At 64.5% G+C, this 24,507-nt stretch carries 20 protein-coding genes; 16 read left to right on the top strand and 4 right to left on the bottom strand.

Annotation, left to right across the window (positions count from 1 at the left end):
• Positions 1 to 111: 111 nt before the first annotated feature.
• The 11 genes from M2S36_RS07505 (at position 112) to M2S36_RS07455 (ending at position 13,645) form a co-directional block, all read left to right on the top strand.
• Positions 112 to 2,337 carry an NADP-dependent isocitrate dehydrogenase gene (locus tag M2S36_RS07505; RefSeq protein WP_333956911.1) on the top strand — a complete coding sequence of 742 codons (2,226 nt, stop codon included), beginning with the start codon at positions 112 to 114 and terminating at the stop codon, positions 2,335 to 2,337.
• Positions 2,338 to 2,528: 191 nt separating this feature from the next.
• Complete coding sequence (locus tag M2S36_RS07500; protein ID WP_207831181.1) at positions 2,529 to 2,969, top strand: NUDIX hydrolase; 441 nt, start codon at positions 2,529 to 2,531, stop codon at positions 2,967 to 2,969.
• Between the two features lie 60 nt (positions 2,970 to 3,029).
• Complete coding sequence (mnmA, locus tag M2S36_RS07495) at positions 3,030 to 4,154, top strand: tRNA 2-thiouridine(34) synthase MnmA (protein WP_233693638.1); 1,125 nt, start codon at positions 3,030 to 3,032, stop codon at positions 4,152 to 4,154.
• Positions 4,151 to 4,777 carry a high frequency lysogenization protein HflD gene (gene hflD, locus M2S36_RS07490; RefSeq protein ID WP_015270973.1) on the top strand — a complete coding sequence of 209 codons (627 nt, stop codon included), beginning with the start codon at positions 4,151 to 4,153 and terminating at the stop codon, positions 4,775 to 4,777. Before mnmA ends, hflD begins: the two co-directional genes overlap by 4 nt.
• Positions 4,778 to 4,977: 200 nt before the next feature.
• The gene (purB, locus tag M2S36_RS07485; protein WP_063912590.1) at positions 4,978 to 6,348 is read left to right on the top strand and encodes an adenylosuccinate lyase; all 1,371 of its coding nucleotides are present in this window, start codon (positions 4,978 to 4,980) and stop codon (positions 6,346 to 6,348) included.
• Between the two features lie 81 nt (positions 6,349 to 6,429).
• On the top strand, positions 6,430 to 7,596 hold the full coding sequence (locus tag M2S36_RS07480) for a ribosomal protein uL16 3-hydroxylase (protein WP_063912591.1): 1,167 nt from the start codon (positions 6,430 to 6,432) through the stop codon (positions 7,594 to 7,596).
• A complete protein-coding gene (locus M2S36_RS07475; protein ID WP_003258855.1) occupies positions 7,589 to 8,017 on the top strand; it encodes a GNAT family N-acetyltransferase in 429 nt (142 codons plus the stop codon). Before M2S36_RS07480 ends, M2S36_RS07475 begins: the two co-directional genes overlap by 8 nt.
• A 199-nt stretch (positions 8,018 to 8,216) precedes the next feature.
• Complete coding sequence (locus M2S36_RS07470) at positions 8,217 to 10,160, top strand: DNA topoisomerase III (protein ID WP_207831177.1); 1,944 nt, start codon at positions 8,217 to 8,219, stop codon at positions 10,158 to 10,160.
• A gap of 234 nt (positions 10,161 to 10,394) precedes the next feature.
• Entirely contained in the window at positions 10,395 to 11,684 is a 1,290-nt protein-coding gene (locus M2S36_RS07465) for an NAD(P)/FAD-dependent oxidoreductase (RefSeq protein WP_233693639.1), read from the top strand.
• 149 nt (positions 11,685 to 11,833) lie between these two features.
• Positions 11,834 to 12,664 carry an alpha/beta fold hydrolase gene (locus M2S36_RS07460; RefSeq protein ID WP_207831173.1) on the top strand — a complete coding sequence of 277 codons (831 nt, stop codon included), beginning with the start codon at positions 11,834 to 11,836 and terminating at the stop codon, positions 12,662 to 12,664.
• A gap of 201 nt (positions 12,665 to 12,865) precedes the next feature.
• Entirely contained in the window at positions 12,866 to 13,645 is a 780-nt protein-coding gene (locus tag M2S36_RS07455; protein ID WP_063912595.1) for a TSUP family transporter, read from the top strand.
• Between the two features lie 130 nt (positions 13,646 to 13,775).
• Here the strand turns inward: M2S36_RS07455 and nudC are convergent, their stop codons facing one another.
• Positions 13,776 to 14,606 carry an NAD(+) diphosphatase gene (gene nudC, locus M2S36_RS07450; RefSeq protein WP_207831167.1) on the bottom strand — a complete coding sequence of 277 codons (831 nt, stop codon included), beginning with the start codon at positions 14,604 to 14,606 and terminating at the stop codon, positions 13,776 to 13,778.
• 37 nt (positions 14,607 to 14,643) lie between these two features.
• Positions 14,644 to 15,456, bottom strand: a complete 813-nt coding sequence (locus M2S36_RS07445) for a crotonase/enoyl-CoA hydratase family protein (protein WP_207831166.1) — start codon at positions 15,454 to 15,456, stop codon at positions 14,644 to 14,646.
• A gap of 150 nt (positions 15,457 to 15,606) precedes the next feature.
• Here M2S36_RS07445 and nhaB point away from each other — a divergent pair, with 150 nt between their 5' ends.
• From nhaB to M2S36_RS07425, 4 genes are all read left to right on the top strand, one after another.
• Entirely contained in the window at positions 15,607 to 17,109 is a 1,503-nt protein-coding gene (gene nhaB, locus M2S36_RS07440) for a sodium/proton antiporter NhaB (RefSeq protein WP_333956909.1), read from the top strand.
• Positions 17,110 to 17,310: 201 nt separating this feature from the next.
• Entirely contained in the window at positions 17,311 to 17,925 is a 615-nt protein-coding gene (locus M2S36_RS07435; RefSeq protein WP_233693640.1) for a dihydrofolate reductase family protein, read from the top strand.
• Between the two features lie 80 nt (positions 17,926 to 18,005).
• Positions 18,006 to 18,551, top strand: a complete 546-nt coding sequence (locus M2S36_RS07430) for a lipocalin family protein (RefSeq protein WP_333956907.1) — start codon at positions 18,006 to 18,008, stop codon at positions 18,549 to 18,551.
• Between the two features lie 177 nt (positions 18,552 to 18,728).
• The gene (locus M2S36_RS07425) at positions 18,729 to 19,688 is read left to right on the top strand and encodes a ribonuclease Z (RefSeq protein ID WP_333956906.1); all 960 of its coding nucleotides are present in this window, start codon (positions 18,729 to 18,731) and stop codon (positions 19,686 to 19,688) included.
• Positions 19,689 to 19,729: 41 nt separating this feature from the next.
• On the opposite strand, the gene M2S36_RS07420 is transcribed toward M2S36_RS07425, so the two are convergent.
• Together M2S36_RS07420 and M2S36_RS07415 are read right to left on the bottom strand one after the other, a co-directional pair.
• Positions 19,730 to 21,013, bottom strand: a complete 1,284-nt coding sequence (locus M2S36_RS07420; protein WP_207831156.1) for a Zn-dependent hydrolase — start codon at positions 21,011 to 21,013, stop codon at positions 19,730 to 19,732.
• Between the two features lie 137 nt (positions 21,014 to 21,150).
• Positions 21,151 to 22,641 carry an NCS1 family nucleobase:cation symporter-1 gene (locus M2S36_RS07415; RefSeq protein ID WP_241105837.1) on the bottom strand — a complete coding sequence of 497 codons (1,491 nt, stop codon included), beginning with the start codon at positions 22,639 to 22,641 and terminating at the stop codon, positions 21,151 to 21,153.
• Positions 22,642 to 22,982: 341 nt separating this feature from the next.
• Between M2S36_RS07415 and hydA the strand changes: the two genes are divergently transcribed.
• Positions 22,983 to 24,422, top strand: a complete 1,440-nt coding sequence (hydA, locus tag M2S36_RS07410; protein WP_207831152.1) for a dihydropyrimidinase — start codon at positions 22,983 to 22,985, stop codon at positions 24,420 to 24,422.
• The last annotated feature ends 85 nt before the right edge of the window (positions 24,423 to 24,507 follow it).

Genomic DNA, 24,507 nt, shown 5'->3' with positions numbered 1-24,507 from the left:
CATCACCGCTCGCAGCCTCTCGACTTTCCGCTCATGGCGCTGCCAGGGCGATGCGCCTACCCTGCGCAGCACGAGACTCGAGCACGCTCAGCACACAGAGAGTTAACCCGCATGCCCACCCGTTCCAAGATCATCTATACCTTCACCGACGAAGCCCCCGCCCTCGCCACTTACTCGCTGCTGCCGATCATCGAAGCCTTCACCGCTTCGGCTGACATCGCCGTCGAAACCCGCGACATCTCCCTGGCTGGCCGCATCCTCGCCGCCTTCCCGGAGCAACTGGGCGCAGAGAAGCAAGTAGGCGATCACCTGGCGGAACTGGGCCAGCTGGCTACCACCCCTGAAGCCAACATCATCAAGCTGCCGAACATCAGCGCCTCGGTACCGCAGCTGAAAGCCGCGATCAAGGAACTGCAAGGCAAGGGCTTCAACATCCCTGACTACGCCGACGAGCCGGCCACCGCGCAAGAGAAAGAATCCCGCGCCCGCTACGACCGCATCAAGGGTTCCGCCGTGAACCCGGTACTGCGCGAAGGCAACTCCGACCGCCGCGCGCCGCTGTCGGTCAAGAACTACGCCCGCAAGCACCCGCACAAGATGGGCGCCTGGGCTGCCGACTCCAAGTCGCACGTTGCCCACATGACCCAGGGCGACTTCTACGGCAGCGAAAAAGCCGCACTGATCGAAGCTGACGACAGCCTGCGCATCGAGCTGGTCGGCAAAGACGGCAGCACCACCGTGCTGAAAGAAAAGACCGCGGTAAAAGCCGCCGAAGTCATCGACTGCGCCACCATGAGCCGCAAGGCCCTGAAAGCCTTCATCGCCGAGCAGATCGCCGATGCCAAGGCCTCCGGCGTGCTGCTGTCGGTGCACCTGAAAGCCACCATGATGAAGGTCTCCGACCCGATCATGTTCGGCGTCATCGTCGAAGAGTTCTACAACGACGTGCTGGCCAAGCACGCCGCCGCCCTGGCTGAAGTAGGCTTCAACGCCAACAACGGCATCGGCGACCTGTACGCCCGCATCAAGGACCTGCCAGCCGAGAAGCAGGCCGAGATCGAAGCCGACATCCAGGCCCTGTACGCCCAGCGCCCGGCCCTGGCCATGGTCAACTCCGACAAAGGCATCACCAACCTGCACGTGCCGAGCGACGTCATCGTCGACGCCTCGATGCCGGCCATGATCCGTGACTCGGGCAAGATGTGGAACGCCGCCGGCGAACTGCAGGATGCCAAGGCGATCATCCCGGACCGCTGCTACGCCGGCATCTACCAGGCCACCATCGAAGACTGCAAGGCCAACGGCGCCTTCGACCCGACCACCATGGGCAGCGTGCCGAACGTCGGCCTGATGGCACAGAAGGCCGAAGAATACGGTTCCCACGACAAGACCTTCCAGATCAAGGCCGACGGCGTGGTGCGCGTGGTCGACAGCAAAGGCAAGGTCGTTCTCGAGCAGAACGTCGAAGCCGGTGACATCTTCCGCATGTGCCAGGTCAAGGACGCGCCGATCCAGGACTGGGTCAAGCTGGCCGTCAACCGTGCCCGCCTGAGCAACACGCCGGCAGTGTTCTGGCTGGACCCGGCCCGCGCCCACGACGGCGTGATGATCGAGAAGGTGCAGAAGTACCTGAAGGATCACGACACCAGTGGCCTGGACATCCGCATCATGGCACCGGTCGACGCCATCAAGTTCTCCCTGGCCCGCATCCGCGAAGGCAAGGACACCATCTCGGTGACCGGCAACGTGCTGCGTGACTACCTGACCGACCTGTTCCCGATCATGGAGCTGGGCACCAGCGCCAAGATGCTGTCGATCGTACCGCTGATGAACGGCGGCGGCCTGTTCGAAACCGGCGCTGGCGGTTCGGCACCGAAGCACGTGCAGCAGCTGGTGGAAGAGAACTTCCTGCGTTGGGACTCGCTGGGTGAATTCCTGGCCCTGGCCGCTTCCCTGGAGCACCTGGGCAACACCTACGACAACCCGCGCGCCAAAGTGCTGGCCAACACCCTGGACCAGGCCACTGGCAAGTTCCTCGACACCAACAAGTCGCCGTCGCGCAAAGTCGGTGGTATCGACAACCGCGGCAGCCACTTCTACCTGACCCTGTACTGGGCCCAGGCCCTGGCTGCGCAGAACGACGACGCTGCCCTGCAGGCACGCTTCGCCCCACTGGCCAAGACCCTGACCGAGAACGAGGAGACCATCGTCGCCGAGCTCAACGCCGTCCAGGGCAAGCCGGCCGACATCGGTGGCTACTACGCCCCGGATGCCGAGCTGACCGCCAAGGTGATGCGCCCAAGCCAGACCCTCAACAGCGCCATTGCCGCCCTGTAAGGCTCGCTTGAAGTAACAGCACAAACCCCGGCCACGCACCGGGGTTTGTGCTTTCTGGATAAACGATTTCTGGCCGCCAGCGCGGACCCTGTGGGAGCGGGTTTACCCGCGAATGCGATGGCGAGTCCACTGACGCATTCGCGGGCAAACCCGCTCCCACAAGGGCTGTGCAGGCCTCTAAGGAGCTGTTCATGACCTGGCAACCCCACATCACCGTCGCCACCATCGTCGAACATGAAGGCAAGTTCCTCTTCGTCGAAGAATTCAAGGCAGGCCAACACGTCTTCAACCAACCCGCCGGCCACCTCGAACCCAACGAGACCCTGCCCCAGGCCGCCCTGCGCGAAACCCTCGAAGAAACCGCCTGGGAAGTCGAGCTCACCGGCGTGGTCGGCATCTACCTGTACACCGCACCAAGCAACGGCGTGACCTACCAGCGCATCTGCTTCGCCGCCCGCCCCGTGCGCCATCACGCCGACCTGGCACTGGACCGCGACATTGTCCGCGCCGTGTGGCTGACCCGCGACGAACTGCTGGCCGACCCCGCCCGCTGGCGCAGCGAACTGGTGCCACGCTGCCTCGACGACTACCTCAAAGGCCCCTTGCACAGCCTCGACCTGCTGCGCGACTGACGCGCCGCCGCAGGTTTGATAGAATCGACGTTTTTCCCCCCTTGATACACACCGGTAACCATGACCAGCCCAGCACTCAAAGACCCCGCCAAGACCCGCGTCATCGTCGGCATGTCCGGCGGCGTGGACTCTTCTGTCTCCGCCCTTCTGCTCATGGAGCAGGGCTACCAGGTGGAAGGGCTGTTCATGAAGAACTGGGAAGAAGACGACGGCACCGAATACTGCACCGCCCGTGAAGACCTGGCCGACGCCCAGGCCGTGTGCGACCGCATCGGCATCAAGCTGCACACCGCCAACTTCGCCGCCGAATACTGGGACAACGTGTTCGAGCACTTCCTCGAGGAGTACAAGGCCGGCCGCACGCCCAACCCGGACATCCTCTGCAACCGCGAAATCAAGTTCAAGGCGTTCCTCGACTACGCCCTGTCGCTGGGTGCCGACCTGATCGCCACCGGCCATTACGTGCGCCGCCGCGACACCGGTGAACTCACCGAACTGCTCAAGGGCCTGGACCCGAACAAGGATCAGAGCTACTTCCTGCACGCCGTCGGCGGCAAGGAAATTGCCCGCACCCTGTTCCCGGTCGGCGAGCTGGAAAAGCCCGAAGTCCGCGCCATTGCCGAAAAACACGGCCTGGCCACCGCCAAGAAGAAGGACTCCACCGGCATCTGCTTCATCGGCGAGCGCCGCTTCAGCGACTTCCTCAAGCAGTACCTGCCGGCACAGCCAGGCGACATCGAAACCACCGACGGTGAAGTGATCGGCCGCCACCACGGTCTGATGTACCACACCATCGGCCAGCGCCAGGGCCTGGGCATTGGCGGCCTTAAGGACGCCGGCGACGAGCCGTGGTACGTGCTGCACAAGGACCTGACCCGCAACGTGCTGGTGGTCGGCCAGGGTAACGAACACCCATGGTTGTTCTCCCGCGCCCTGCTGGCTTCGGAAATTTTCTGGGTCAACCCGGTCGACCTCAGCAGCCCGCGCCAGCTGACCGCCAAGGTACGCTACCGCCAGAGCGACCAACAGTGCACCCTGGCGCTGACCGAAAGCGGTTACCGCGCGGTGTTCGACGAGCCGCAGCGCGCCGTTACCCCGGGCCAGTCGGTGGTGTTCTACGACGGCGAAGTGTGCCTGGGTGGCGGCGTGATCGAAGCCGCCGAGCCCTGGAGCCCGCGCACATGAGCAACCTGCAGGAGCAGCTGATTGCATTGGGCGGTGTGTTCCAGGCCGCTGTATTGGTCGATCGCATCGCCCGCACCGGCCAGGCCAGCGAGGCCAACATCGGCTGCATGCTGGGCAGCCTGCTGGTGCGTGACCCCAAGGACACCCTGGAGGTATTCGGTGGTGACGACCTGAACCTGCGCGACGGCTACCGCGCGCTGGTCGGCGCGCTGGAGCGCGACCCCAGCAGCCTGCAGCGCGAGCCGCTGCGCTACGCCCTGTCGATGCTGGGCCTGGAGCGCCAGCTGAACAAGCGCGGCGACCTGCTCGACACCATCGGCAACCGCCTGCCGCAAATCCAGTCCCAGGCCGAGCATTTCGGCCTGGTTCATGAAAACGTCATTGCATCCAGTGGAGCCTTGTACCAGGACACCCTGAGCACCTTGCGCCAGCGCATCCAGGTACATGGCGACATGCGCTTCCTGCAGCAGGCCAGCAACGCCTCGAAGATCCGCGCCCTGCTGCTGGCCGGCATCCGCGCCGCGCGCCTGTGGCGCCAGCTGGGCGGGCACCGCTGGCAGCTGGTGTTCAGCCGGCGCAAGTTGCTCAACGAACTGTACGACATGATGCGTTCGCCTTCCTGACAGGCGACCCCCACCCCTGTGGGAGCGGGTTCACCCGCGAATGCGATGCTGGATCAGCCGACGTATTCGCGGGTAAACCCGCCCCACAAGGGCCGCGACATGCTTTTAATGGCCCGACCTTTGGTCAGCCACCCGACTCGGGCGCAAAATTCATGTATGATATGCGCCCTTCCAAAAGCCTGACTGTCCGAGAACACCCCATGCAGCTCTCTTCGCTCACTGCGGTTTCCCCTGTAGACGGCCGTTATGCCGGCAAAACCCAGGCCTTGCGCCCTATTTTCAGCGAATTCGGCCTGATCCGTTTCCGCGCCCTGGTCGAAGTGCGCTGGCTGCAGCGCCTGGCCGCCCACCCGCAGATCGGCGAAGTGCCGGCATTCTCCGCCGAAGCCAACGCCCTGCTGGACAGCCTGGCCACCGACTTCAAGCTCGAGCACGCCGAACGCGTCAAGGAAATCGAGCGCACCACCAACCACGACGTCAAGGCGATCGAATACCTCCTCAAGGAGCAGGCTGCCAAGCTGCCTGAGCTGGCCAAGGTCAGCGAGTTCATCCACTTCGCCTGCACCAGCGAGGACATCAACAACCTGTCCCACGCCCTGATGCTGCGCGCCGGCCGTGACGAAGTGCTGCTGCCGCTGATGCGCCAGATCGCCGATGCCATCCGCGCCCTGGCCCACGCCCATGCCGACGTGCCGATGCTGTCGCGCACCCACGGCCAGCCGGCTTCGCCGACCACCCTGGGTAAAGAGCTGGCCAACGTCGTGTACCGCCTGGAGCGCCAGATCGCCCAGGTTGCCGCCGTGCCGCTGCTGGGCAAGATCAACGGCGCCGTGGGCAACTACAACGCCCACCTGTCGGCCTACTCGCAGATCGACTGGGAGCAGAACGCCCGCGCCTTCATCGAAGACGAGCTGGGCCTGCAGTTCAACCCGTACACCACCCAGATCGAGCCGCACGACTACATCGCCGAGCTGTTCGACGCCATCGCCCGCTTCAACACCATCCTGATCGACTTCGACCGCGATGTGTGGGGCTACATCTCGCTGGGCTACTTCAAGCAGAAGACCGTTGCCGGCGAAATCGGCTCGTCGACCATGCCGCACAAGGTCAACCCGATCGACTTCGAAAACTCCGAAGGCAACCTGGGTATCGCCAACGCGCTGTTCCAGCACCTGGCCAGCAAGCTGCCGATCTCGCGCTGGCAGCGTGACCTGACCGACTCCACCGTGCTGCGCAACCTGGGCGTAGGCTTTGCCCATAGCGTCATCGCCTACGAAGCCAGCCTGAAAGGCATCGGCAAGCTGGAAGTCAACGAAGCCCGCATCGCCGCCGACCTGGACGCCTGCTGGGAAGTACTGGCCGAGCCGATCCAGACCGTGATGCGCCGCTTCAACATCGAAAACCCCTACGAGAAGCTCAAAGAGCTGACCCGTGGCAAGGGCATCACCCCGGAAGCGCTGCTGACCTTCATCGACGGCCTGGACATGCCAGCCGACGCCAAGGCCGAGCTCAAGCAGCTGACCCCTGCTACCTACATCGGCAACGCGGCAGCACAGGCCAAACGCATCTAAGCTGACCGTCGCGTTCAACGCCCGGCCTGCCCGGGCGTTTTTATTCCCGGACGAAAATTACATTTTTTCAATAGGTTGAACATGAATCCTGATACTCCACTGCAGCTGCTCGGCGGCATCTCGGCCCGCGAATTCATGCGCGACTACTGGCAGAAGAAGCCGCTGCTGGTGCGCCAGGCCTTCCCGGACTTCATCAGCCCGATCGACCCCGACGAGCTGGCCGGCCTGGCTCTGGAAGAGGAAGTAGAGTCGCGTATCGTGCTCGAGCACGGCGCGCACCCGTGGGAGCTGCGTCGCGGCCCGTTCACCGAAGAGACCTTCGCCGAGTTGCCGGAAAAGGACTGGACCCTGCTGGTGCAGGCCGTCGACCAGTTCGTCCCGGAAGTGGCCGAACTGCTGGAAAACTTCCGTTTCCTGCCCAGCTGGCGCATCGATGACGTGATGATCAGCTTCGCCGCCCCCGGTGGCAGCGTCGGCCCGCACTTCGACAACTACGACGTGTTCCTGCTGCAGGGCCACGGCCAGCGCAACTGGAAAATCGGCCAGATGTGCAGCAGCGACAGCTCGCTACTGGAGCACGCCGACCTGCGCATCCTCGCCGAATTCGAGCAGAGCGATGAGTGGACCCTGGAGCCGGGCGACATGCTCTACCTGCCACCGCGCCTGGCCCACTACGGCGTGGCCGTGGACGACTGCCTGACCTACTCGGTCGGCTTCCGCGCCCCAAGCGCCGCCGAAGTGCTGACCCACTTCACCGATTTCCTCGGCCAGTTCCTGCCCGACGAAGAACGCTACAGCGACGCCGACGCCCAGCCGGTCAGCGACCCGCACCAGATCCAGCACGACGCCCTCGACCGCCTGAAGGCGCTGCTCGACAAGCACATGGGCGACAAGGACCTGCTGCTGACCTGGTTCGGCCAGTTCATGACCGAGCCACGCTACCCCGAGCAGATCGTCGGTGAAGAGCTGTCCGAGGAAGAGCTGATCGACGCCCTGGAACAGGGCGCCATCCTGATCCGCAACCCGAGCGCACGCCTGGCCTGGTCGGAATTCGAAGAAGACCTGCTGCTGTTCGCCAGCGGCCGCAGCTGCCCGCTGCCGGGCAAACTGCGCGAGCTGCTGAAGCTGGTTTGCGCGGCCGACGCCCTGCACATCGATAACCTGGGCGAATGGCTGCAGGATGAAGATGGCCTTATGCTGGTACAGCAGCTGGTCAAACAAGGAAGCCTGGGATTCGCCAATGAATAAGATTCGTGTGCGCCTTGCCGACTGGCACAAGGACAACGCCGACATCCGCCGCATCCGCGAAGCGGTGTTCATTGCCGAACAGCACGTGCCGCCGGAGCTGGAGTGGGACTCGGACGACCCGACCGCCGCGCACTTCCTGGCCCTGGAAGGCGACTACCCGATCGGCACCGCCCGCCTGCTGCCTGACGGCACCATCGGCCGGGTCTCGGTGCTGAAGGACTGGCGCGGGCTTAAGGTGGGTGACGCGCTGATGAACGCGGTGATTGTCGAAGCCCAGAACCGCGACCTGAAGCAGCAGATGCTCAGCGCCCAGGTGCACGCCACGCCGTTCTACGAGCGGCTGGGTTTTCGCGTGGTCAGCGAGGAGTTCCTCGAAGCCGGCATCCCGCACGTGGACATGGTGCGCGACTCGCGCGCCTGATCCACGACCTTCCCACAGGCCCCCACAAATTCTGAAAATTGTGGGGCCCCTGTGGGAGCGGGTTCACCCGCGAAGAGGCCGGTACAGCCAAGACATCCCCTCTGACAAAAAACCTGTACATCCATCCAGATAAAACTTGCCTCCGCGCCCTCGCTTGCGCATCCTATCGCCCATCACCCCCGATGAAGCGTCCCCGGCCATGCGCCTGTTCCTCTGCGAAAAACCCTCCCAGGCAAAAGACATCGCCAAAGTGCTCGGCGCCAACCGCAAGGGCGATGGCTGCTGGCAAGGCACCGACGTCTGCGTGACCTGGTGCATCGGCCACCTGCTGGAAACCGCCCCGCCCGACAGCTACGACGAACGCTACAAGCGCTGGAACCTGGCCGACCTGCCGATCATCCCGGACAAGTGGAAGATGCTGGTCAAGCCCAAGACCGCCAGCCAGTTCAAGGCGGTCAAGCGCCTGCTCGGCGAAGCGCGCGAACTGGTGATCGCCACCGACGCCGACCGCGAAGGCGAAATGATCGCCCGCGAACTGGTCGAGCATTGTCGCTACCGCGGCCCGGTGCAGCGCCTGTGGCTGTCGGCACTGGACGACGCCTCCATCCGCAAGGCACTGGCACGCCTGCTGCCGGGCCACGAAACCTTCAACCTGTACCACTCGGCGCTGGGCCGCTCCCGCGCCGACTGGCTGATCGGCATGAACATGAGCCGGCTGTTCACCCTGCTGGGCCGGCAGTCCGGCTACCAGGGCGTGCTGCCGGTGGGCCGGGTGCAAACGCCCACCTTGCGCCTGGTGGTCGACCGCGACCGCAGCATCGCCGACTTCGTGCCGGTGCCGTTCTGGGCCATCGACGTGCAACTCGAACACGCAGGCTTTGGCTTCAACGCCCAGTGGCGCGCCCCCGAGGACGCCTGCGACGACCAGGGCCGCTGCCTGAACCAGGCCCTGGCGCAGCAGGCTGCCGCCGACATCGGCAATGCGGGTATTGCCCGGGCCATCAAGGTGACCACCGAGCGCGTGCGTGAGGCGGCTCCCCTGCCCTTCGACCTGGGCACGCTGCAGGAACTGTGCTCGAAAAAATTCGGCCTCGGCGCCCAGGAAACCCTCGACATCGCCCAGGCGCTGTACGAAACCCACAAGCTGATCACCTACCCGCGCAGCGACTGCGGCTACCTGCCACAAAGCCAGCACGCCGAAGCGCCCGCCATCCTCGCCGCCCTGCAACGGGCCGATGCCAGCCTGGCGCCGCTGCAGCCCTACCTGGAGCCGCAGCGCCGTTCACGGGCGTGGAACGACGCCAAGGTCAGTGCCCACCACGGCATCATCCCCACTGCCGCCGCCAGCGACCCGTCGCGCCTGCCGGCCAAGCACAAGGCGGTGTACACCCTGATCCGCGCCCGCTACCTGGCGCAGTTCCTGCCCAACCACGAGTACGACCGCACCCAGGCCGACTTCGATTGCGCCGGCCATGCCCTGCGTGCAGTAGGCAAGCAGATCGTCGAACCCGGCTGGCGCCGTGCACTGCCCGAAGCGCTGACCCCGGCCAAGGGCCGCGAGACACCACCGGCCCAGGTGTTACCAGCGCTGCGCGAAGGCCAGGACTGCAGCGTGCAGAGCCTGCAACTGAAAGACCTGTGGACCCAGCCACCCAAGCCGTTTACCGAAGGCGACCTGATCAAGGCGATGAAGAACGTCGCCAAGCTGGTGGATGACCCTCGACTGAAGCAGAAGCTCAAGGAAACCACCGGCATCGGCACCGAAGCCACCCGCGCCAGCATCATCCAGGGCCTGCTTGACCGTGGTTACCTGGTCAAGAACGGCAAGGCCCTGTCCGCCACGCCTGCGGCGTTCAGCCTGATCGACGCCGTACCGCGCGCCATTGCCGACCCGGGTACCACGGCTATCTGGGAGCAGGCGCTGGACATGGTGCAGAGTGGCGAGATGACGCTGGAAGAGTTCGTCGCCCGGCAGTCGGCATGGATGGGCAAACTGGTGGAGCGGTGCAGCGGTATGCGCATGACCATCAGCGGGCCGGCGGCCGGGGCGGCGCCGCCGTGGAAGAAGAAGCGCAGGGGCGGCGGGAAAGGAAAAGCGGCCGCAGGCAAACCAAGGCAGCCTCGAAAAAAGGCGACAACCTGAAGATTTTGCCCTCCCAGGTCAGGCCCCTTCGCGGGTAAACCCGCTCCCACAGGAACAGCGCCGACCTCAAGACCTGTGATGACTCTGTGGGAGCGGGTTTACCCGCGAAAGGGCCAGGACAGGCAACACAACAACCCCAGGTAAACCACAAAGGCGGCCAATGCATTGGCGCCATGAAATTTACCTGCTAAATTTTCATGAAAATAATCAAAATAAATTTCATGAGACCCCTGCATGTTCAAACAATCCGCCCAGCACGTCGCCAGCTACTACGCCCAGACCTACCCCACCAGCATTCCCCTGCGCCCCACCCTGCAAGGCAACCACGACACCGATGTACTGATCATTGGCGCCGGCTTCAGCGGCCTGCACACCGCCCTGCGCCTGACCCAGGCCGGCAAACGCGTAACGCTGCTGGAAGCCAGCCGCGTGGCCTGGGCCGCGTCCGGCCGCAATGGTGGCCAGGCACTGCTCGGCTGGTCGTGCGACATGCCGCCGCTGGAAAAGGCCCTGGGTATCGAACGCACCCGACGCCTGTGGGCCAGCATGTGCTGGGCCGCCGACGAAATGCGCGAACTCCCCGTGCGCCATGGCTTCGACATTGACTACCGGCTGGGCAGCTTGTGGACTGCCGTGCTGCCGCGCCGGGTGAAACTGTTGGAAGAAGCCCTGCACGAGGCCGAACACAAATGGGGCTACGACGCCCTGCGCCTGATCGGCCGCGACGAGCTGCCCCAATGGATCGACAGCCCGCGCTACCAGGCTGCGCTCTATGACGCCAAAGGCGCCCACCTCAATCCGCTAAAGCTGGCCCAGGGCCTGGCCAGTACCATCGAAGCTAGCGGTGGGCGTATCTTCGAACAAAGCCAGGTGCTCGACTACCAACAGACCGGCAGCGGCTACATCGCCCGCACCGAGCGTGGCGAAGTGCGCAGCGACGTGCTGGTACTGGCCTGCAACGCCTACATCGACCGCCTCGACCGCAGCCTGTCACGCCGCCTGCTGCCCGTCGGGTCCTATCAGGTAGCCACCGCGCCGTTGGACGCCGACTTCGCCCAGTCGCTACTGCCCCGCAACAGCTGCGTAATCGACAACCAGTTCGTGCCCGACTATTTCCGCCTTACCCCGGACCATCGTCTGCTATTTGGCGGCGGCTGCACCTACCTGGGCGGTATTCCCAGGGACGTCGCCAGTGCCACCCGCCCCTACCTGGAGCGGGCTTTCCCGCAGCTGGCCGGGGTAGCCATCGACTACGCCTGGGGCGGCCATATCGATTGCAGCATCCAGCGTACCCCGGACGTCGGCCGCGAGGGCCAGCGCTACTGGCTACAGGGCTTCTCAGGCCATGGCGTGCTGCCGACCCTGGCCGCAGCCCGGGCCGTGAGCGATGCCATCCTCGGTGACGACGACCTGCTGGCGCTATATCAAGGCATCGACAACGGCCGCTTCCCCGGTGGCGACCTGCTGGCCGCACCGCTGGAAGCCGCCGCCAAGGCCTGGTACCGGATGCGCGACCGCGCCTGATCGCCTGGCACCGCTCCTACACGGCGCCGGGCAGGCCGGAAGCATGGTGCAAGCCCACTGCAGTGCAGTCACCACAAATTCCGGCGCCAAGCAAAATTCCTCCTATTCTCAATAGCTCACTTCGCTTCCTGCACACAGGAGACCCGACCATGAGCTATGTAACCACGAAGGACGGCGTACAGATCTTCTACAAGGACTGGGGCCCGCGCGATGCGCCGGTCATCCACTTCCACCACGGCTGGCCGCTCAGTGCCGACGACTGGGACGCGCAGATGCTGTTCTTCCTCGCCCACGGTTACCGCGTGGTCGCCCACGACCGCCGCGGCCATGGCCGCTCCAGCCAGGTATGGGACGGCCACGACATGGACCACTACGCCGACGACGTAGCCGCAGTGGTGGCCCACCTGGGCATTCAGGGCGCCGTGCATGTCGGCCACTCGACCGGTGGCGGTGAGGTGGTGCGCTACATGGCCCGACACCCTGCAGACAAGGTGGCCAAGGCCGTGCTGATCGCCGCCGTACCGCCGTTGATGGTGCAGACTCCCGATAATCCCGGTGGCCTGCCCAAATCCGTTTTCGACGGCTTCCAGGCCCAGGTCGCCAGCAACCGCGCGCAGTTCTACCGGGATGTGCCGGCAGGGCCGTTCTACGGCTACAACCGCCCCGGTGTCGACGCCAGCGAAGGCATCATCGGCAACTGGTGGCGCCAGGGCATGATCGGTAGCGCCAAGGCCCATTACGATGGCATCGTGGCGTTTTCCCAGACCGACTTCACCGAAGACCTGAAGGGCATTACCCAGCCGGTGCTGGTGATGCATGGCGACGACGACCAGATCGTGCCGTATGAGAACTCCGGGCTGCTGTCGGCCAAGCTGCTGCCCAATGGCACACTGAAGACCTACCAGGGCTACCCGCATGGCATGCCGACCACCCATGCCGATGTGATCAATGCGGATTTGCTGGCGTTTATCCGTAGCTGATGTGATCGCCTGCACCGGCCTCTTCGCGGGCACGCCCGCTCCCACAGGTACTGCACAGGTCTTGAAATGTGCAGGTAACCTGTGGGAGCGGGCGTGCCCGCGAAGAGGCCGGCACTGGCAACACACCTCCCCCAGGATTACCATGTCACGCTTCTAGTGCGGCCCTTTGCCGCCCCTTGCCTCCCTGCCTGCCAAAACCCCATGCCCTTCGAACTCACCGTAGAACCCCTCACCCTGCTGATCCTGGCCCTGGTCGCCTTCGTTGCCGGTTTCATCGATGCCATTGCCGGCGGTGGCGGCCTGCTCACCACCCCGGCGCTACTCACCGCCGGCATGCCACCGCACCTGGTACTGGGTACCAACAAGCTCAGCTCCACCTTCGGCTCGGCCACCGCCGGCTTCACCTACTACAGGCGCAAGCTGTTCCACCCGGCACAATGGCGCCCCGCCTTGTTCGCCACCTTGACCGGGGCCTTGCTCGGCGCGGTCATCGCCCACTACATGCCGGCCGAATGGCTGAACAAGATGCTACCGGTGATCGTCTTCGCCTGTGGTGTCTACCTGCTGTTCGGCGGCACGCCCAAGGCACCGCTGGATGCCGATGCACCGATCAGGAAAAAGTGGCAAGTACCACAAGGCTTCACCCTGGGCTTCTATGACGGCGTGGCCGGCCCGGGTACCGGGGCGTTCTGGACGGTCAGCACCTTGCTGCTGTACCCCATCGACCTGGTCCGTGCCAGCGGCGTGGCGCGCAGCATGAACTTCGTCAGCAACATCGCGGCGCTGACGGTGTTCATCATTTCCGGGCAGGTGGACTACATCGTCGGCCTGTGCATGGGCCTGTCGGTGATGGTCGGCGCCTTCTTCGGCGCACGCACGGCGATCAGTGGCGGCAGCAAGTTCATCCGCCCGGTGTTCATCACCGTGGTGCTGGCATTGACCGTGCGCCTGGCGTGGCAGCACTGGTTCGGGCAAGCCTGATGGGCTGTGATACCCCTGCTTACCCGCCCTATCTGCGCGAGAAATGTCCTCCGCCGTCGTTGCAGGACTTGGCAATGGAATGACCATTGCCTGCGCCCTGCGCCTAGTCGGAGAACATTTCTCACTGCAGCTAGGACGGGAAAGCAGGGATATCACAGCCCAGCCGCCGTGCAACATAAAGGTCGATCAGGTACCGGGCAATCGAACGCCCGGCCGGCAGCGGCGGCAGGTCGTGGACGCTGAACCACCTGGCGTCCTCGATCTCGTCCGGCTGCATGACGATATCGCCGCCGGCATACTCGGCATGGAAGCCCAGCATCATCGAATGCGGGAACGGCCAGCACTGGCTGCCGACGTACTGGATGTTCTGCACCTCCACCGCCACTTCTTCACGTACTTCGCGCACCAGGCAGTCCTCGGCCGACTCGCCCGGTTCGGCGAAGCCTGCCAACGTGCTGTATACCCCGGTGACGAAACGCGGCGAGCGCGCCAGCAGGATTTCGTCGCCACGGGTCACCAGCACGATCATGCTCGGTGAAATGCGCGGGTAGCTGCGCAGGTCGCAGGGCTGGCAGTACATTGCCCGCTCCCAGCGAATCTGCGTCATCGCCTGGCCGCAGCTGCCGCAGAAGCGGTGCTCACGGGCCCAGGTGCCGATCTGTGCGGCATAGCCCAGCACTGTGTAGGTATCGAAGTCACCTTCGAGCATGAATGCGCGCAATCCTCGCCAGGCGCAGCCGGGCACGTCGGTGGCGCTGCGCAGCTCCAGCAGGAACACCGGCTGGCCGTCGAAGTGGCCAATGCCGTGCTCGCACAACACATCGAGGTCCTGGCGCTTGAGCCAGTCGCGGGGGAACAGCGCGCCGTTGTCGTCCACCAGGAACCCTTCCGGGCTGCGGGCCACGGCCAGCCCCCCGGTGATCTGCGGGTCGAGTACTGCGGTAGTCCAGCGTGCTGACATGTCGGGGGGTTCCTTTACTGCGCGTCCCCCGGCCTGATCAGTCGGCGAACGTCGGTTTCTGTTTGCTCATGTGCGCCGCCACTGCCACGCGCAGGTCTTCGGACTGCAGCATCGCGGCGTTCCAGGTGGCGATGTACTCCAGGCCATCGTCGATGCGATGGTCACGCATGTAGCTGAGCATTTCCTTGGTGCCGGCCACGGCGATCGGCGATTTTGCGGCAATCTCGCGGGCGATGGCAAAGACCCCGTCCATCAGCGCGGCCTGATCATCATAGACCCGGTTGACCAGGCCAATGCGCAGCGCCTCTTCGGCCTCGACATTGCGCCCGGTGAAGGCCAGCTCACGCATCATGCCGTCACCGATGATACGAGGCAAACGTTGCAGTGTGCCGACATCGGCGGCCATGCCCATGTCGATTTCCTTGATCGAGAACTGCGCGTCGCTGCTGCAGTAGCGCATGTCGCAGGCCGAGATAAGGTCGATGGCACCGCCAATGCAGTAACCCTGCACCGCTGCCAGTACCGGCTTGCGGCATTTGTCCACGGCATTGAACGACGCCTGCAGGCGCAAGATGGTGCTGCGCAGGAAGCGCGCATTGCGGCCCACGTCCTTGCCCATCTGCCCGGCCAGCGAGGCCAGCATCATCAGGTCGATACCGGCGGAAAAATGCTTGCCGGCACCGCTGATCACCACCACCCGCACCGCGTCGGTGTCATCGACCCACTGGAAGATGTCGGTGATCTCCTCCCAGAAGGCCGCATTCATCGCATTGACCTTTTCCGGGCGGTTGATCTGAACATGGGCAATGCTGTCGGTCAGTTCGACCTTGAATGCGCTGTACTCGGTCACGGGCGGCACTCCTGCGGGTGAAGGGTTCATGGCACGGATGGTAACCCAGCCCGATGACCGCACTTGTGCCAAAAACGGGACTTTACGCCTTGCCTAAGACGCGCTGATCCGGCACCGTGCGCCATCGCCGAATCATAAGGATACAAATTCATGTCGCGCTCCCTGACCGGCGCCCTCGCCCACAGCTTTCTGGGCCAGTCGCCGCTTTGGTACAAGGCAGTCATCTGCCTGTTCCTGGTGCTCAATCCGCTACTGCTGCTGACCGTCGGCCCGGTCGCGGCCGGCTGGGCACTGGTGCTCGAATTCATCTTCACCCTGGGCATGGCCCTGAAGTGCTACCCGCTGATGCCCGGCGGCCTGCTGCTGGTCGAAGCCCTGTTGTTGCAGATGACCACCCCGCAAACCCTGTACGAAGAGTTGCAGCACAACTTCCCGGTGATCCTGCTGCTGATGTTCATGGTTGCGGGCATACACTTCATGAAGGAACTGCTGCTGTTCCTGTTCTCGCGCATTTTGCTGGGGGTGCGTTTGAAGGCGACCCTGGCGTTGCTGTTCTGCGTGCTGTCGGCATTCCTCTCAGCGTTTCTCGATGCGCTGACCGTGACCGCCGTGATCATCAGCGCCGCGGTCGGCTTCTATGCGGTCTACCACCGCGTCGCCTCCGGGGCCAACCCGCGCGAAGACGGTGCACTGGACAGCGACCAGCAGATCGCACAGTTGCACCGTGAAGACCTCGACCAGTTCCGCGCCTTCCTGCGCAGCCTGCTGATGCATGGCGCGGTGGGTACCGCCCTGGGCGGCGTGTGTACGCTGGTGGGCGAGCCGCAGAACCTGCTGATTGGCCACGAAATGGGCTGGCACTTTGCCGATTTCTTCCTGAAGGTGGCACCGGTGTCGCTGCCGGTGCTGGGCGCCGGCCTGCTGACCTGCGTGCTGCTGGAGAAGCTGCGCCTGTTCGGCTATGGCACGCTGATGCCCGAACCGGTGCGCCAGGTGCTGGCCGCCTACGCCGCCGAGGACGATGCTGCGCGCACCACAGCCCAACGCATTGCGCTGTGGGTGCAAGGGTTCGCCGCACTGATCCTGATCGTCTGCCTGGGGCTGCACGTTGCCGAGGTCGGCCTGATCGGCCTGATGGTGATCGTGCTGATCACGGCCTTTACCGGCATCACTGACGAACACCGCCTGGGCCGTGCCTTCCAGGACGCCATGCCGTTCACCGCATTGCTGGTGGTGTTCTTTGCCGTGGTGGCGGTGATTCATCAACAGCAGCTGTTCAGCCCGTTGATTGCCTGGGTGCTGGCGCTGCCGGCCGAGCAGCAGCCGGGCATGCTGTACCTGGCCAACGGCCTGCTGTCGGCGATCAGCGACAACGTATTCGTCGCCACTATCTACATCACCGAGGTGAAGCAGGCGTTCCTCAATGGCGGCATGAGCCGTGAGCATTTCGAGACGCTGGCGGTGGCAATCAACACCGGTACCAACCTGCCCAGTGTGGCGACACCGAATGGGCAGGCGGCGTTCCTGTTCCTGCTGACGTCGGCGATTGCACCGCTGATCCGGCTGTCGTATGGGCGGATGGTGTGGATGGCCTTGCCCTATACCGTAGTGATGGGTGGCCTGGGGTGGTGGGCGGTGACCTACTGGCTGTGATGTAGCCTGTACCGGCCTCTTCGCGGGTGAACCCGCTCCCACAGGTACTGCACAGCCTGCGAAACTGTGGAGATCATGTGGGAGCGGGTTTACCCGCGAAAGGGCCAGTGCAGACCACTCAAACAGCCCTGTCGATTCTGCTGCCTGCCATTCGACTATCCCATGCCCACAGCCACCCCGGCTGCCAACAGGAGAGTCCCCATGCGCAAACTCATCGTAGCCGCCTTCATCAGCCTCGACGGTGTCATGCAGGCCCCCGGCGGCCCGCAGGAAGACACCAGCGGCGGCTTCACCTACGGCGGCTGGATCGTGCCGTATGCAGAGGAAGTCTTCGGCCAGGCCATGCAGGCCCTGTTCAGCGAGCCCTTCGAGCTGCTACTGGGCCGGCGCACCTACGACATCTTCGCCGGCTACTGGCCTGACATCAAAGACAGCTCGGAAGACTTCTCCATCGCCAACCTGTTCAACAGCGTGCCCAAGCACGTGGCCACCCACAACCCCTCAACCCTCGACTGGCACAACAGCCATGCCCTGGGCACGGACATCGCCGCAGCGGTTCGCACGCTGAAACAGCAGGACGGCGCCAACCTGCTGACCCAGGGCAGCAGCGAACTGGTACAGCAACTGCTGGCGGCAGGCCTGGTCGATGAACTGCAACTGCTGATCCACCCGCTGCTGCTCGGCCACGGCAAACGCCTGTTCGGCGACGATGCGGCAGCGGCGGCCTTCACCCTGCAGCACTCGCAGGTTTCGCCCAAGGGCGTGGTCATCGCCCGCTACGTGCGCGCAGGCGAAGTGCAGACCGGTTCGTTCTGAAAGCTACAATCCCGTACAACTTTTGCCTCTCGCCCGCATCGAAACACAGGTAAGCCCCGTCCGTATCAAGGAGGTTCACCATGGCGCTACGCACCACGTTGCTGCTTTCCTGCATGACCCTGGCCCTGCTCGGCTGCGCCGGCAACGACCACCCGGCACCGCCGCGTACCCAGCAGGTCGACCTGCAACGTTACCAGGGCTCCTGGTACGAACTCGCGCGGCTGCCGATGTTCTTCCAGCGCAACTGCGTGCAGTCCGAGGCGCACTACGGTCTGCGAGAGGACGGCCGCCTCGACGTGACCAACCGCTGCCAGGAAAAGGACGGCCAGTGGAACCAGGCCAAGGGCATCGCCGAAGCCCAGCAACCGGGTAGCACCGACAAGCTCTGGGTGCGCTTCGACAACTGGTTCAGCCGCCTTGCGCCCGGCCTGGCCAAGGGCGAGTACTGGGTGCTGTACCACGATCAGGACTACCGCGTGGCCTTGGTCGGCCACCCGAACCGCGAATACCTGTGGCTGCTTTCGCGCACGCCCGCGGTCACCGACCAACTGCGCGAGCAACTGCTGATGATCGCCCGTGAGCAAGGCTATGACACCAGCAAGCTCATCTGGCGACAGGCAGAGTAGGCAAACCTGGCGGGCCATCGACGACATGCGGCAATCCGGCTAAGGTGTGCGCCCCGTATCACCTCGAAGGAATGAGCCCGTTGAGTACCACGCCGCCACAAGCACCTTGTATCCGCCTGATGCATATCGGTCCGCTGGTACAGGCGTCGCTGCCGGGCTGAAACAAGGAGCCAGACCATGGATTTGCTGTTCCTGGGCACCTCCGCCGGCGTGCCGACCAAGGCACGCAACGTCAGCGCCACCGCTGTGATCGAAGCCAGTGGCAGCCACTGGTACCTGGTCGACTGTGGCGAAGGCACCCAGCACCAACTGCTGCACACGCCGCTGTCGATCCGCGACCTGCGCGCCATCTTCATCACCCACGTGCACGGCGACCATTGCTTCGGCCTGCCAGGCCTGCTGGCCAGCGCCGGCATGAGCGGGCGCACCCAGCCGCTGGACCTTGTATTGCCCACCGCCCTGCACGACTGGGTGCGCCAGGGGCTGGTGGCCAGCGATACCTTCCTGCCGTTCGAACTGCGCCTGCTGGCCGTGGAAGACCTGGTGGAGTGGCGCAGTGAAGCCGTGCAGGTGACCAGCGTGCAGTTGTCGCACCGGGTGCCGAGCGTCGGCTTCGTGTTCACCGAACTCAACCCCGAACCGCGCCTGGACATCCCGCGCCTGGAAGCAAAAGGCATACCCCGTGGCCCACTGTGGGGCGACCTGGCCAAAGGCCTGACGGTGCAGCATGGCGGGCAACTGCTGCACGGCAGTGATTACTTGCGCCCTTCGCGCCCGCCACGGCGGATGATCGTGTGCGGCGACAATGACAACCCCGCGCTATTGGCCGATACCGCCAGGGGGGCGGACGTGCTGGTACACGAAGCCACGTTCACCCAGGCGGTGGTCGAGCGCACGGGGGTCACCTTCGGCCATAGCACCGCGGCTGCGGTGGCACGCTTTGCCGAAGCTGCGGGCGTGCGCAACCTGGTACTGACGCACTTCAGCGCCCGCTACCAGCACGACTCACGGCGCAGCCCGAGCATCGACGATGTGCGTGCCGAGGCGTTGGCCCACTATAGCGGGCGGCTGGTTCTGGCGCAGGACCTGCAGCGTTATCACATTGGGCGCGATGGCCGTCTTGAGCCCGCGGGATGAATTGTGGAGCTCGCAGGTGCTCGCCACAACCCGCCGCTCCACTATGCCGCCAACCGCCCGCTGGCAATCGCCTCCGACGCCGCCAGCATCGCGCGCAGCAACACCGCGCAGCCCGCCGCCAGGTCCTCGGGCGTGGCGTTCTCGATCTCGTTATGGCTGATACCGTTCTCGCACGGCACGAAAATCATCCCCGCCGGCCCCAGCTCGGCCAGGAAGATCGCGTCGTGCCCCGCCCCGCTGACGATGTCCATGTGCGGCAGGCCCAGCGCCTGCGCCGACTCGCGCACGGCATCGACACACCCTTGGTCGAAGTACAGCGCCGGGAAATCGGCCGTGGGTACCAGTTCGTAGCTCAGGCCATGCCTGGCACAGGTCGCCTCGATCACCGCGCGCACATCGGCAATCATCGCATCCAGTTGCTCACCCTCCAGATGACGGAAGTCCAGGGTCATGCGCACTTCGCCCGGGATCACGTTGCGCGAGCCCGGGTAGGCCTGCAGGCAACCCACCGTGCCGCAGGCATGGGGCTGGTGACCGAGGGCAGTGTGGTTGACTGCCTCCACCACCGCCGCCGCACCGACCAAGGCGTCCTTGCGCAGGTGCATCGGCGTCGGGCCGGCATGGGCCTCGACACCGCGCAGGGTCAGGTCGAACCACTTCTGGCCCAATGCGCCCAGCACCACGCCGATGGTCCTGGCCTGGTCTTCGAGGATCGGGCCCTGCTCGATGTGCGCTTCGAAATAGGCCCCCACCGGGTGGCCTGATACAGCGCGCGGGCCGGCGTAACCGATGGCGTTCAACGCCTCGCCAACGCTGACACCCTGGGCGTCACGCTTGGCCAGGGTTTCCTCCAGGGTGAACTTGCCGGCGAACACCCCCGAACCCATCATGCACGGCGCAAAGCGCGAACCTTCCTCGTTGGTCCACACCACCACTTCCAGCGGCGCTTCGGTTTCCACGCCCAGGTCATTGAGGGTGCGGATCACCTCCAGCCCGGCCATCACCCCGAAGCAGCCGTCGAACTTGCCACCGGTGGGTTGGGTGTCGATATGGCTGCCGGTCATCACCGGGGGCAGCTTGGGGTTACGCCCCGGGCGACGGGCGAAGATGTTGCCGACGGCGTCGATGCTGACCGAGCAACCGGCGGCCTCGCACCATTGCACGAACAGGTCGCGGGCCTGGCGATCGAGGTCGGTCAGGGCCAGGCGGCACACGCCGCCCTTGGCGGTGGCACCGAGGCGGGCCAGGTCCATCAGGGATTGCCACAGGCGGGTGCTGTCGATGTGGTGCTGGCTGGATTGCAGTACTTGTTGAGCTGGGGTCATGGGGTTTTCCTCAGGCATTTTTGTTGTCTGTGCCGGCCTCTTCGCGGGTAAACCCGCTCCCACAGGTACAGCGCAGGTCCCGAGGTCAGCGCTTTACCTGTGGGAGCGGGTTTACCCGCGAAGGAGCCAGCGCGGTCTCACGGCAAAGGCTTGGCCACCCGCGCCGGGCTGCGCGCCAGCACGCCGGCAAAGAGGTAATACAGCGCCCCGCCCAGCAGCGAACCGGTGAACCAGCCGTAGTCGTAGAACCAGCTGAAACTGCTGTTGCCAATGGCCATCACGGTCAGCGCCACCGGCAGCGCAAAGGCGGCAAACCCGGCCCGGTTCCATGCCGGGTACACGTCGTCGCGGTACAACCCGGCCAGGTCCAGCTTCTGCTGGCGGATCAGGAAGTAGTCCACCACCATGATCCCGGCGATCGGCCCCAGCAGGCTTGAATAGCCCAACAGCCAGTTGGAGTACACGCTCTCCAGGCTCAGGTCGGAGACGATCCAGCCCAGCTTCTTCAGCAACTCATGGCCCATCAGCGCCAGGCCGATGAAGCCGGTAAGCCACACCGCGCGGCTGCGCCCGATCAGGCGTGGGGCGATGTTCTGGAAGTCGTTGGTCGGCGACACGATGTTCGCCGCAGTGTTGGTCGACAGCGTGGCGATCACGATCAGCGCCATGGCCAGGGCCACCCAGAACGGGCTGTGGATCTTGCCGATCAGGCTGACCGGGTCGGACACGGTCTCGCCAACCAGCGACGCCGAGGCAGCGGTCAGCACCACGCCCAGCGCGGCGAACAGGAACATGGTCAGCGGCAAGCCGAAGATCTGCCCGAGAATCTGGTCCTTCTGGCTGCGGGCGTAGCGGCTGAAGTCGGGAATGTTCAGCGATAGCGTGGCCCAGAAACCGACCATGGCGGTAAGCCCGGCGCAGAAGTAGCCGAGCATGCTCGCCCCTTCCGGGCGCTTGGGCGGCTGGGCCAGCAGTTCGGTCATCGACATGTGCGGCAAGGCCCAGAACAGCAGGCCGACGCCCACTGCCACCAGCAGCGGCGCCGACAGCGTTTCGAGCCACTTGATCGACTCGGCGCCACGCAGCACCACCCACAGGTTCAGGCACCAGAAGATCATGAAGCCGATCACCTCGCCGGTGCCGCCCAGGGCCTTCCAGCCGTCGAACACCGAGCCGAGGAACAGGTGGATGGCCAGGCCGCCGAACATGGTCTGGATGCCGAACCAGCCACAGGCGACCACCGCGCGGATCAGGCATGGCACGTTGGAGCCGATAATGCCGAACGACGATCGCAGCAGCACCGGGAACGGGATGCCGTACTTGGTACCGGGGAAGGCGTTGAGGGTGAGCGGGATCAGCACGATCAGGTTGGCCAGCAGAATCGCCAGCAAGGCCTCGCCCACGCTGAGGCCGAAGTAGGCGGTGAGCACGCCGCCGAGGGTGTAGGTGGGCACGCAGATGGACATGCCCACCCACAGGGCGGTGATGTGCCATTTGTTCCAGGTGCGCTGGTGCACCTTGGTCGGGGCGATGTCGTGGTTGTAGCGCGGGCTGTCGAGGACATCGCTGCCCTCGGACAGCTCGAACAGGCCATCCTGCTCGACCACTTCCGATCTGCTCTGCTGCATGGGGCTTTCTCCAGATTTTCTTGTAGTTGTTTGCCCACCGGGCTATTGCGATGGCCGGAGTACACACGCTTTATGTGCTTGAAAATCTTGACCAGATTTTCATCTTGTCAAGTCAGTCAAAGTTTTCAAAAGCCCCATAGTCAGCGCCATAAAACAATTTAATCCTCTAATTTCAATCACTTAAAAACCACAAAATTAATGGGAAAATTTTCTTGATGAATCGAGGATCAGCATCTAGCCTCCAATCTTGTCAGACCTGACAGGATTAACCACCCTGCCCGCCCTGTACCAAGAAAATTCCAAGAACCGGCCCAGACCGGTCAGCCTGCGAGGAAAACGGCATGTCCCTGTTGATCCGTGGCGCCACCGTGGTCACCCACGAAGAGAGTTACCCCGCCGATGTCCTGTGTGCCGATGGCCTGATCCGCGCCATCGGGCAAAACCTTGAACCACCCACCGACTGCGAGATCCTCGACGGCAGCGGCCAGTACCTGATGCCCGGCGGCATCGACCCGCACACCCATATGCAACTGCCATTCATGGGCACGGTGGCCAGCGAGGACTTCTTCAGCGGCACCGCTGCGGGCCTGGCCGGTGGCACCACCTCGATCATCGACTTCGTCATCCCCAACCCGCAGCAGTCGTTGCTGGAGGCGTTCCACACCTGGCGCGGCTGGGCGCAGAAAAGCGCCAGCGACTATGGCTTCCATGTCGCCATTACCTGGTGGAGCGAGCAGGTGGCCGAAGAGATGGGCGAACTGGTGGCCAAACACGGGGTGAACAGCTTCAAGCACTTCATGGCCTACAAGAATGCGATCATGGCCGCCGACGACACCCTGGTGGCCAGTTTCGAGCGCTGCCTGCAACTGGGTGCGGTGCCCACCGTGCATGCCGAGAACGGCGAACTGGTGTACCACCTGCAGAAAAAACTGCTGGCCCAGGGCCTGACCGGGCCGGAAGCCCACCCGCTGTCACGCCCCTCCCAGGTCGAGGGCGAGGCGGCCAGCCGCGCCATCCGCATTGCCGAAACGCTGGGTACGCCGCTGTACCTGGTGCATGTTTCCAGCCGCGAAGCGCTGGATGAAATCGCCTATGCCAGGGGCAAGGGTCAGCCGGTGTACGGCGAGGTCCTGCCCGGCCATCTGCTGCTGGATGACAGCGTCTACCGTGACCCGGACTGGGCCACCGCCGCAGGCTACGTGATGAGCCCACCGTTCCGCCCGCGCGAACACCAGGAGGCGCTGTGGCGCGGGCTGCAGTCGGGCAACCTGCACACCACCGCCACCGACCATTGCTGCTTCTGCGCCGAACAGAAAGCCATGGGCCGTGACGACTTCAGCCGTATCCCCAACGGCACTGCCGGCATCGAGGACCGCATGGCGGTGCTGTGGGATGCCGGGGTGAACAGCGGGCGCCTGTCGGTGCATGAGTTCGTCGCGCTGACCTCCACCAACACCGCGAAAATCTTCAACCTGTTCCCGCGCAAGGGCGCCATTCGTGTTGGCGCCGACGCCGACCTGGTGCTGTGGGACCCGCAAGGCACCCGTACCATCTCGGCCAAGACCCACCATCAGCAGGTGGACTTCAACATCTTCGAAGGCCGTACCGTGCGCGGCATCCCCAGCCACACCATCAGCCAGGGCAAGGTGCTCTGGGCCGATGGCGACCTGCGCGCGGAAAAGGGCGCGGGGCGGTATGTGGAGCGGCCGGCGTACCCGTCGGTGTATGAGGTGCTGGGGCGCAGGGCCGAAGTGCAGCGGCCGACGCCCGTGCAGCGCTGAAGCCATTGGGGCTGCTGCGCAGCCCGTCGCGCAGCGGCCCCGGAAACCACCGCAATGCTTGTCGCCTGCATCCATAAAAAATAGA

The organism is Pseudomonas sp. SF2 (genome assembly GCF_036858055.1).
Classification (GTDB): domain Bacteria; phylum Pseudomonadota; class Gammaproteobacteria; order Pseudomonadales; family Pseudomonadaceae; genus Aquipseudomonas.
The sequence above is the reverse complement of the archived record's forward strand: the minus strand, read 5'-3'. Positions and strand labels throughout refer to the sequence as shown.

Bases quoted from the DNA above. Each gene is read 5' to 3' on its own strand.
- hydA (WP_207831152.1), top strand. From the start codon at position 22,983: ATGTCCCTGTTGATCCGTGGCGCCACCGTGGTCACCCACGAAGAGAGT.
- M2S36_RS07500 (WP_207831181.1), top strand. From the start codon at position 2,529: ATGACCTGGCAACCCCACATCACCGTCGCCACCATCGTCGAACATGAA.
- M2S36_RS07430 (WP_333956907.1), top strand. From the start codon at position 18,006: ATGGCGCTACGCACCACGTTGCTGCTTTCCTGCATGACCCTGGCCCTG.
- nudC (WP_207831167.1), bottom strand. From the start codon at position 14,606: ATGTCAGCACGCTGGACTACCGCAGTACTCGACCCGCAGATCACCGGG.
- M2S36_RS07465 (WP_233693639.1), top strand. From the start codon at position 10,395: ATGTTCAAACAATCCGCCCAGCACGTCGCCAGCTACTACGCCCAGACC.
- nhaB (WP_333956909.1), top strand. From the start codon at position 15,607: ATGTCGCGCTCCCTGACCGGCGCCCTCGCCCACAGCTTTCTGGGCCAG.
- M2S36_RS07470 (WP_207831177.1), top strand. From the start codon at position 8,217: ATGCGCCTGTTCCTCTGCGAAAAACCCTCCCAGGCAAAAGACATCGCC.
- hflD (WP_015270973.1), top strand. From the start codon at position 4,151: ATGAGCAACCTGCAGGAGCAGCTGATTGCATTGGGCGGTGTGTTCCAG.
- M2S36_RS07420 (WP_207831156.1), bottom strand. From the start codon at position 21,013: ATGACCCCAGCTCAACAAGTACTGCAATCCAGCCAGCACCACATCGAC.
- mnmA (WP_233693638.1), top strand. From the start codon at position 3,030: ATGACCAGCCCAGCACTCAAAGACCCCGCCAAGACCCGCGTCATCGTC.
- M2S36_RS07460 (WP_207831173.1), top strand. From the start codon at position 11,834: ATGAGCTATGTAACCACGAAGGACGGCGTACAGATCTTCTACAAGGAC.
- M2S36_RS07480 (WP_063912591.1), top strand. From the start codon at position 6,430: ATGAATCCTGATACTCCACTGCAGCTGCTCGGCGGCATCTCGGCCCGC.
- M2S36_RS07455 (WP_063912595.1), top strand. From the start codon at position 12,866: ATGCCCTTCGAACTCACCGTAGAACCCCTCACCCTGCTGATCCTGGCC.
- purB (WP_063912590.1), top strand. From the start codon at position 4,978: ATGCAGCTCTCTTCGCTCACTGCGGTTTCCCCTGTAGACGGCCGTTAT.
- M2S36_RS07425 (WP_333956906.1), top strand. From the start codon at position 18,729: ATGGATTTGCTGTTCCTGGGCACCTCCGCCGGCGTGCCGACCAAGGCA.
- M2S36_RS07475 (WP_003258855.1), top strand. From the start codon at position 7,589: ATGAATAAGATTCGTGTGCGCCTTGCCGACTGGCACAAGGACAACGCC.
- M2S36_RS07435 (WP_233693640.1), top strand. From the start codon at position 17,311: ATGCGCAAACTCATCGTAGCCGCCTTCATCAGCCTCGACGGTGTCATG.
- M2S36_RS07415 (WP_241105837.1), bottom strand. From the start codon at position 22,641: ATGCAGCAGAGCAGATCGGAAGTGGTCGAGCAGGATGGCCTGTTCGAG.
- M2S36_RS07505 (WP_333956911.1), top strand. From the start codon at position 112: ATGCCCACCCGTTCCAAGATCATCTATACCTTCACCGACGAAGCCCCC.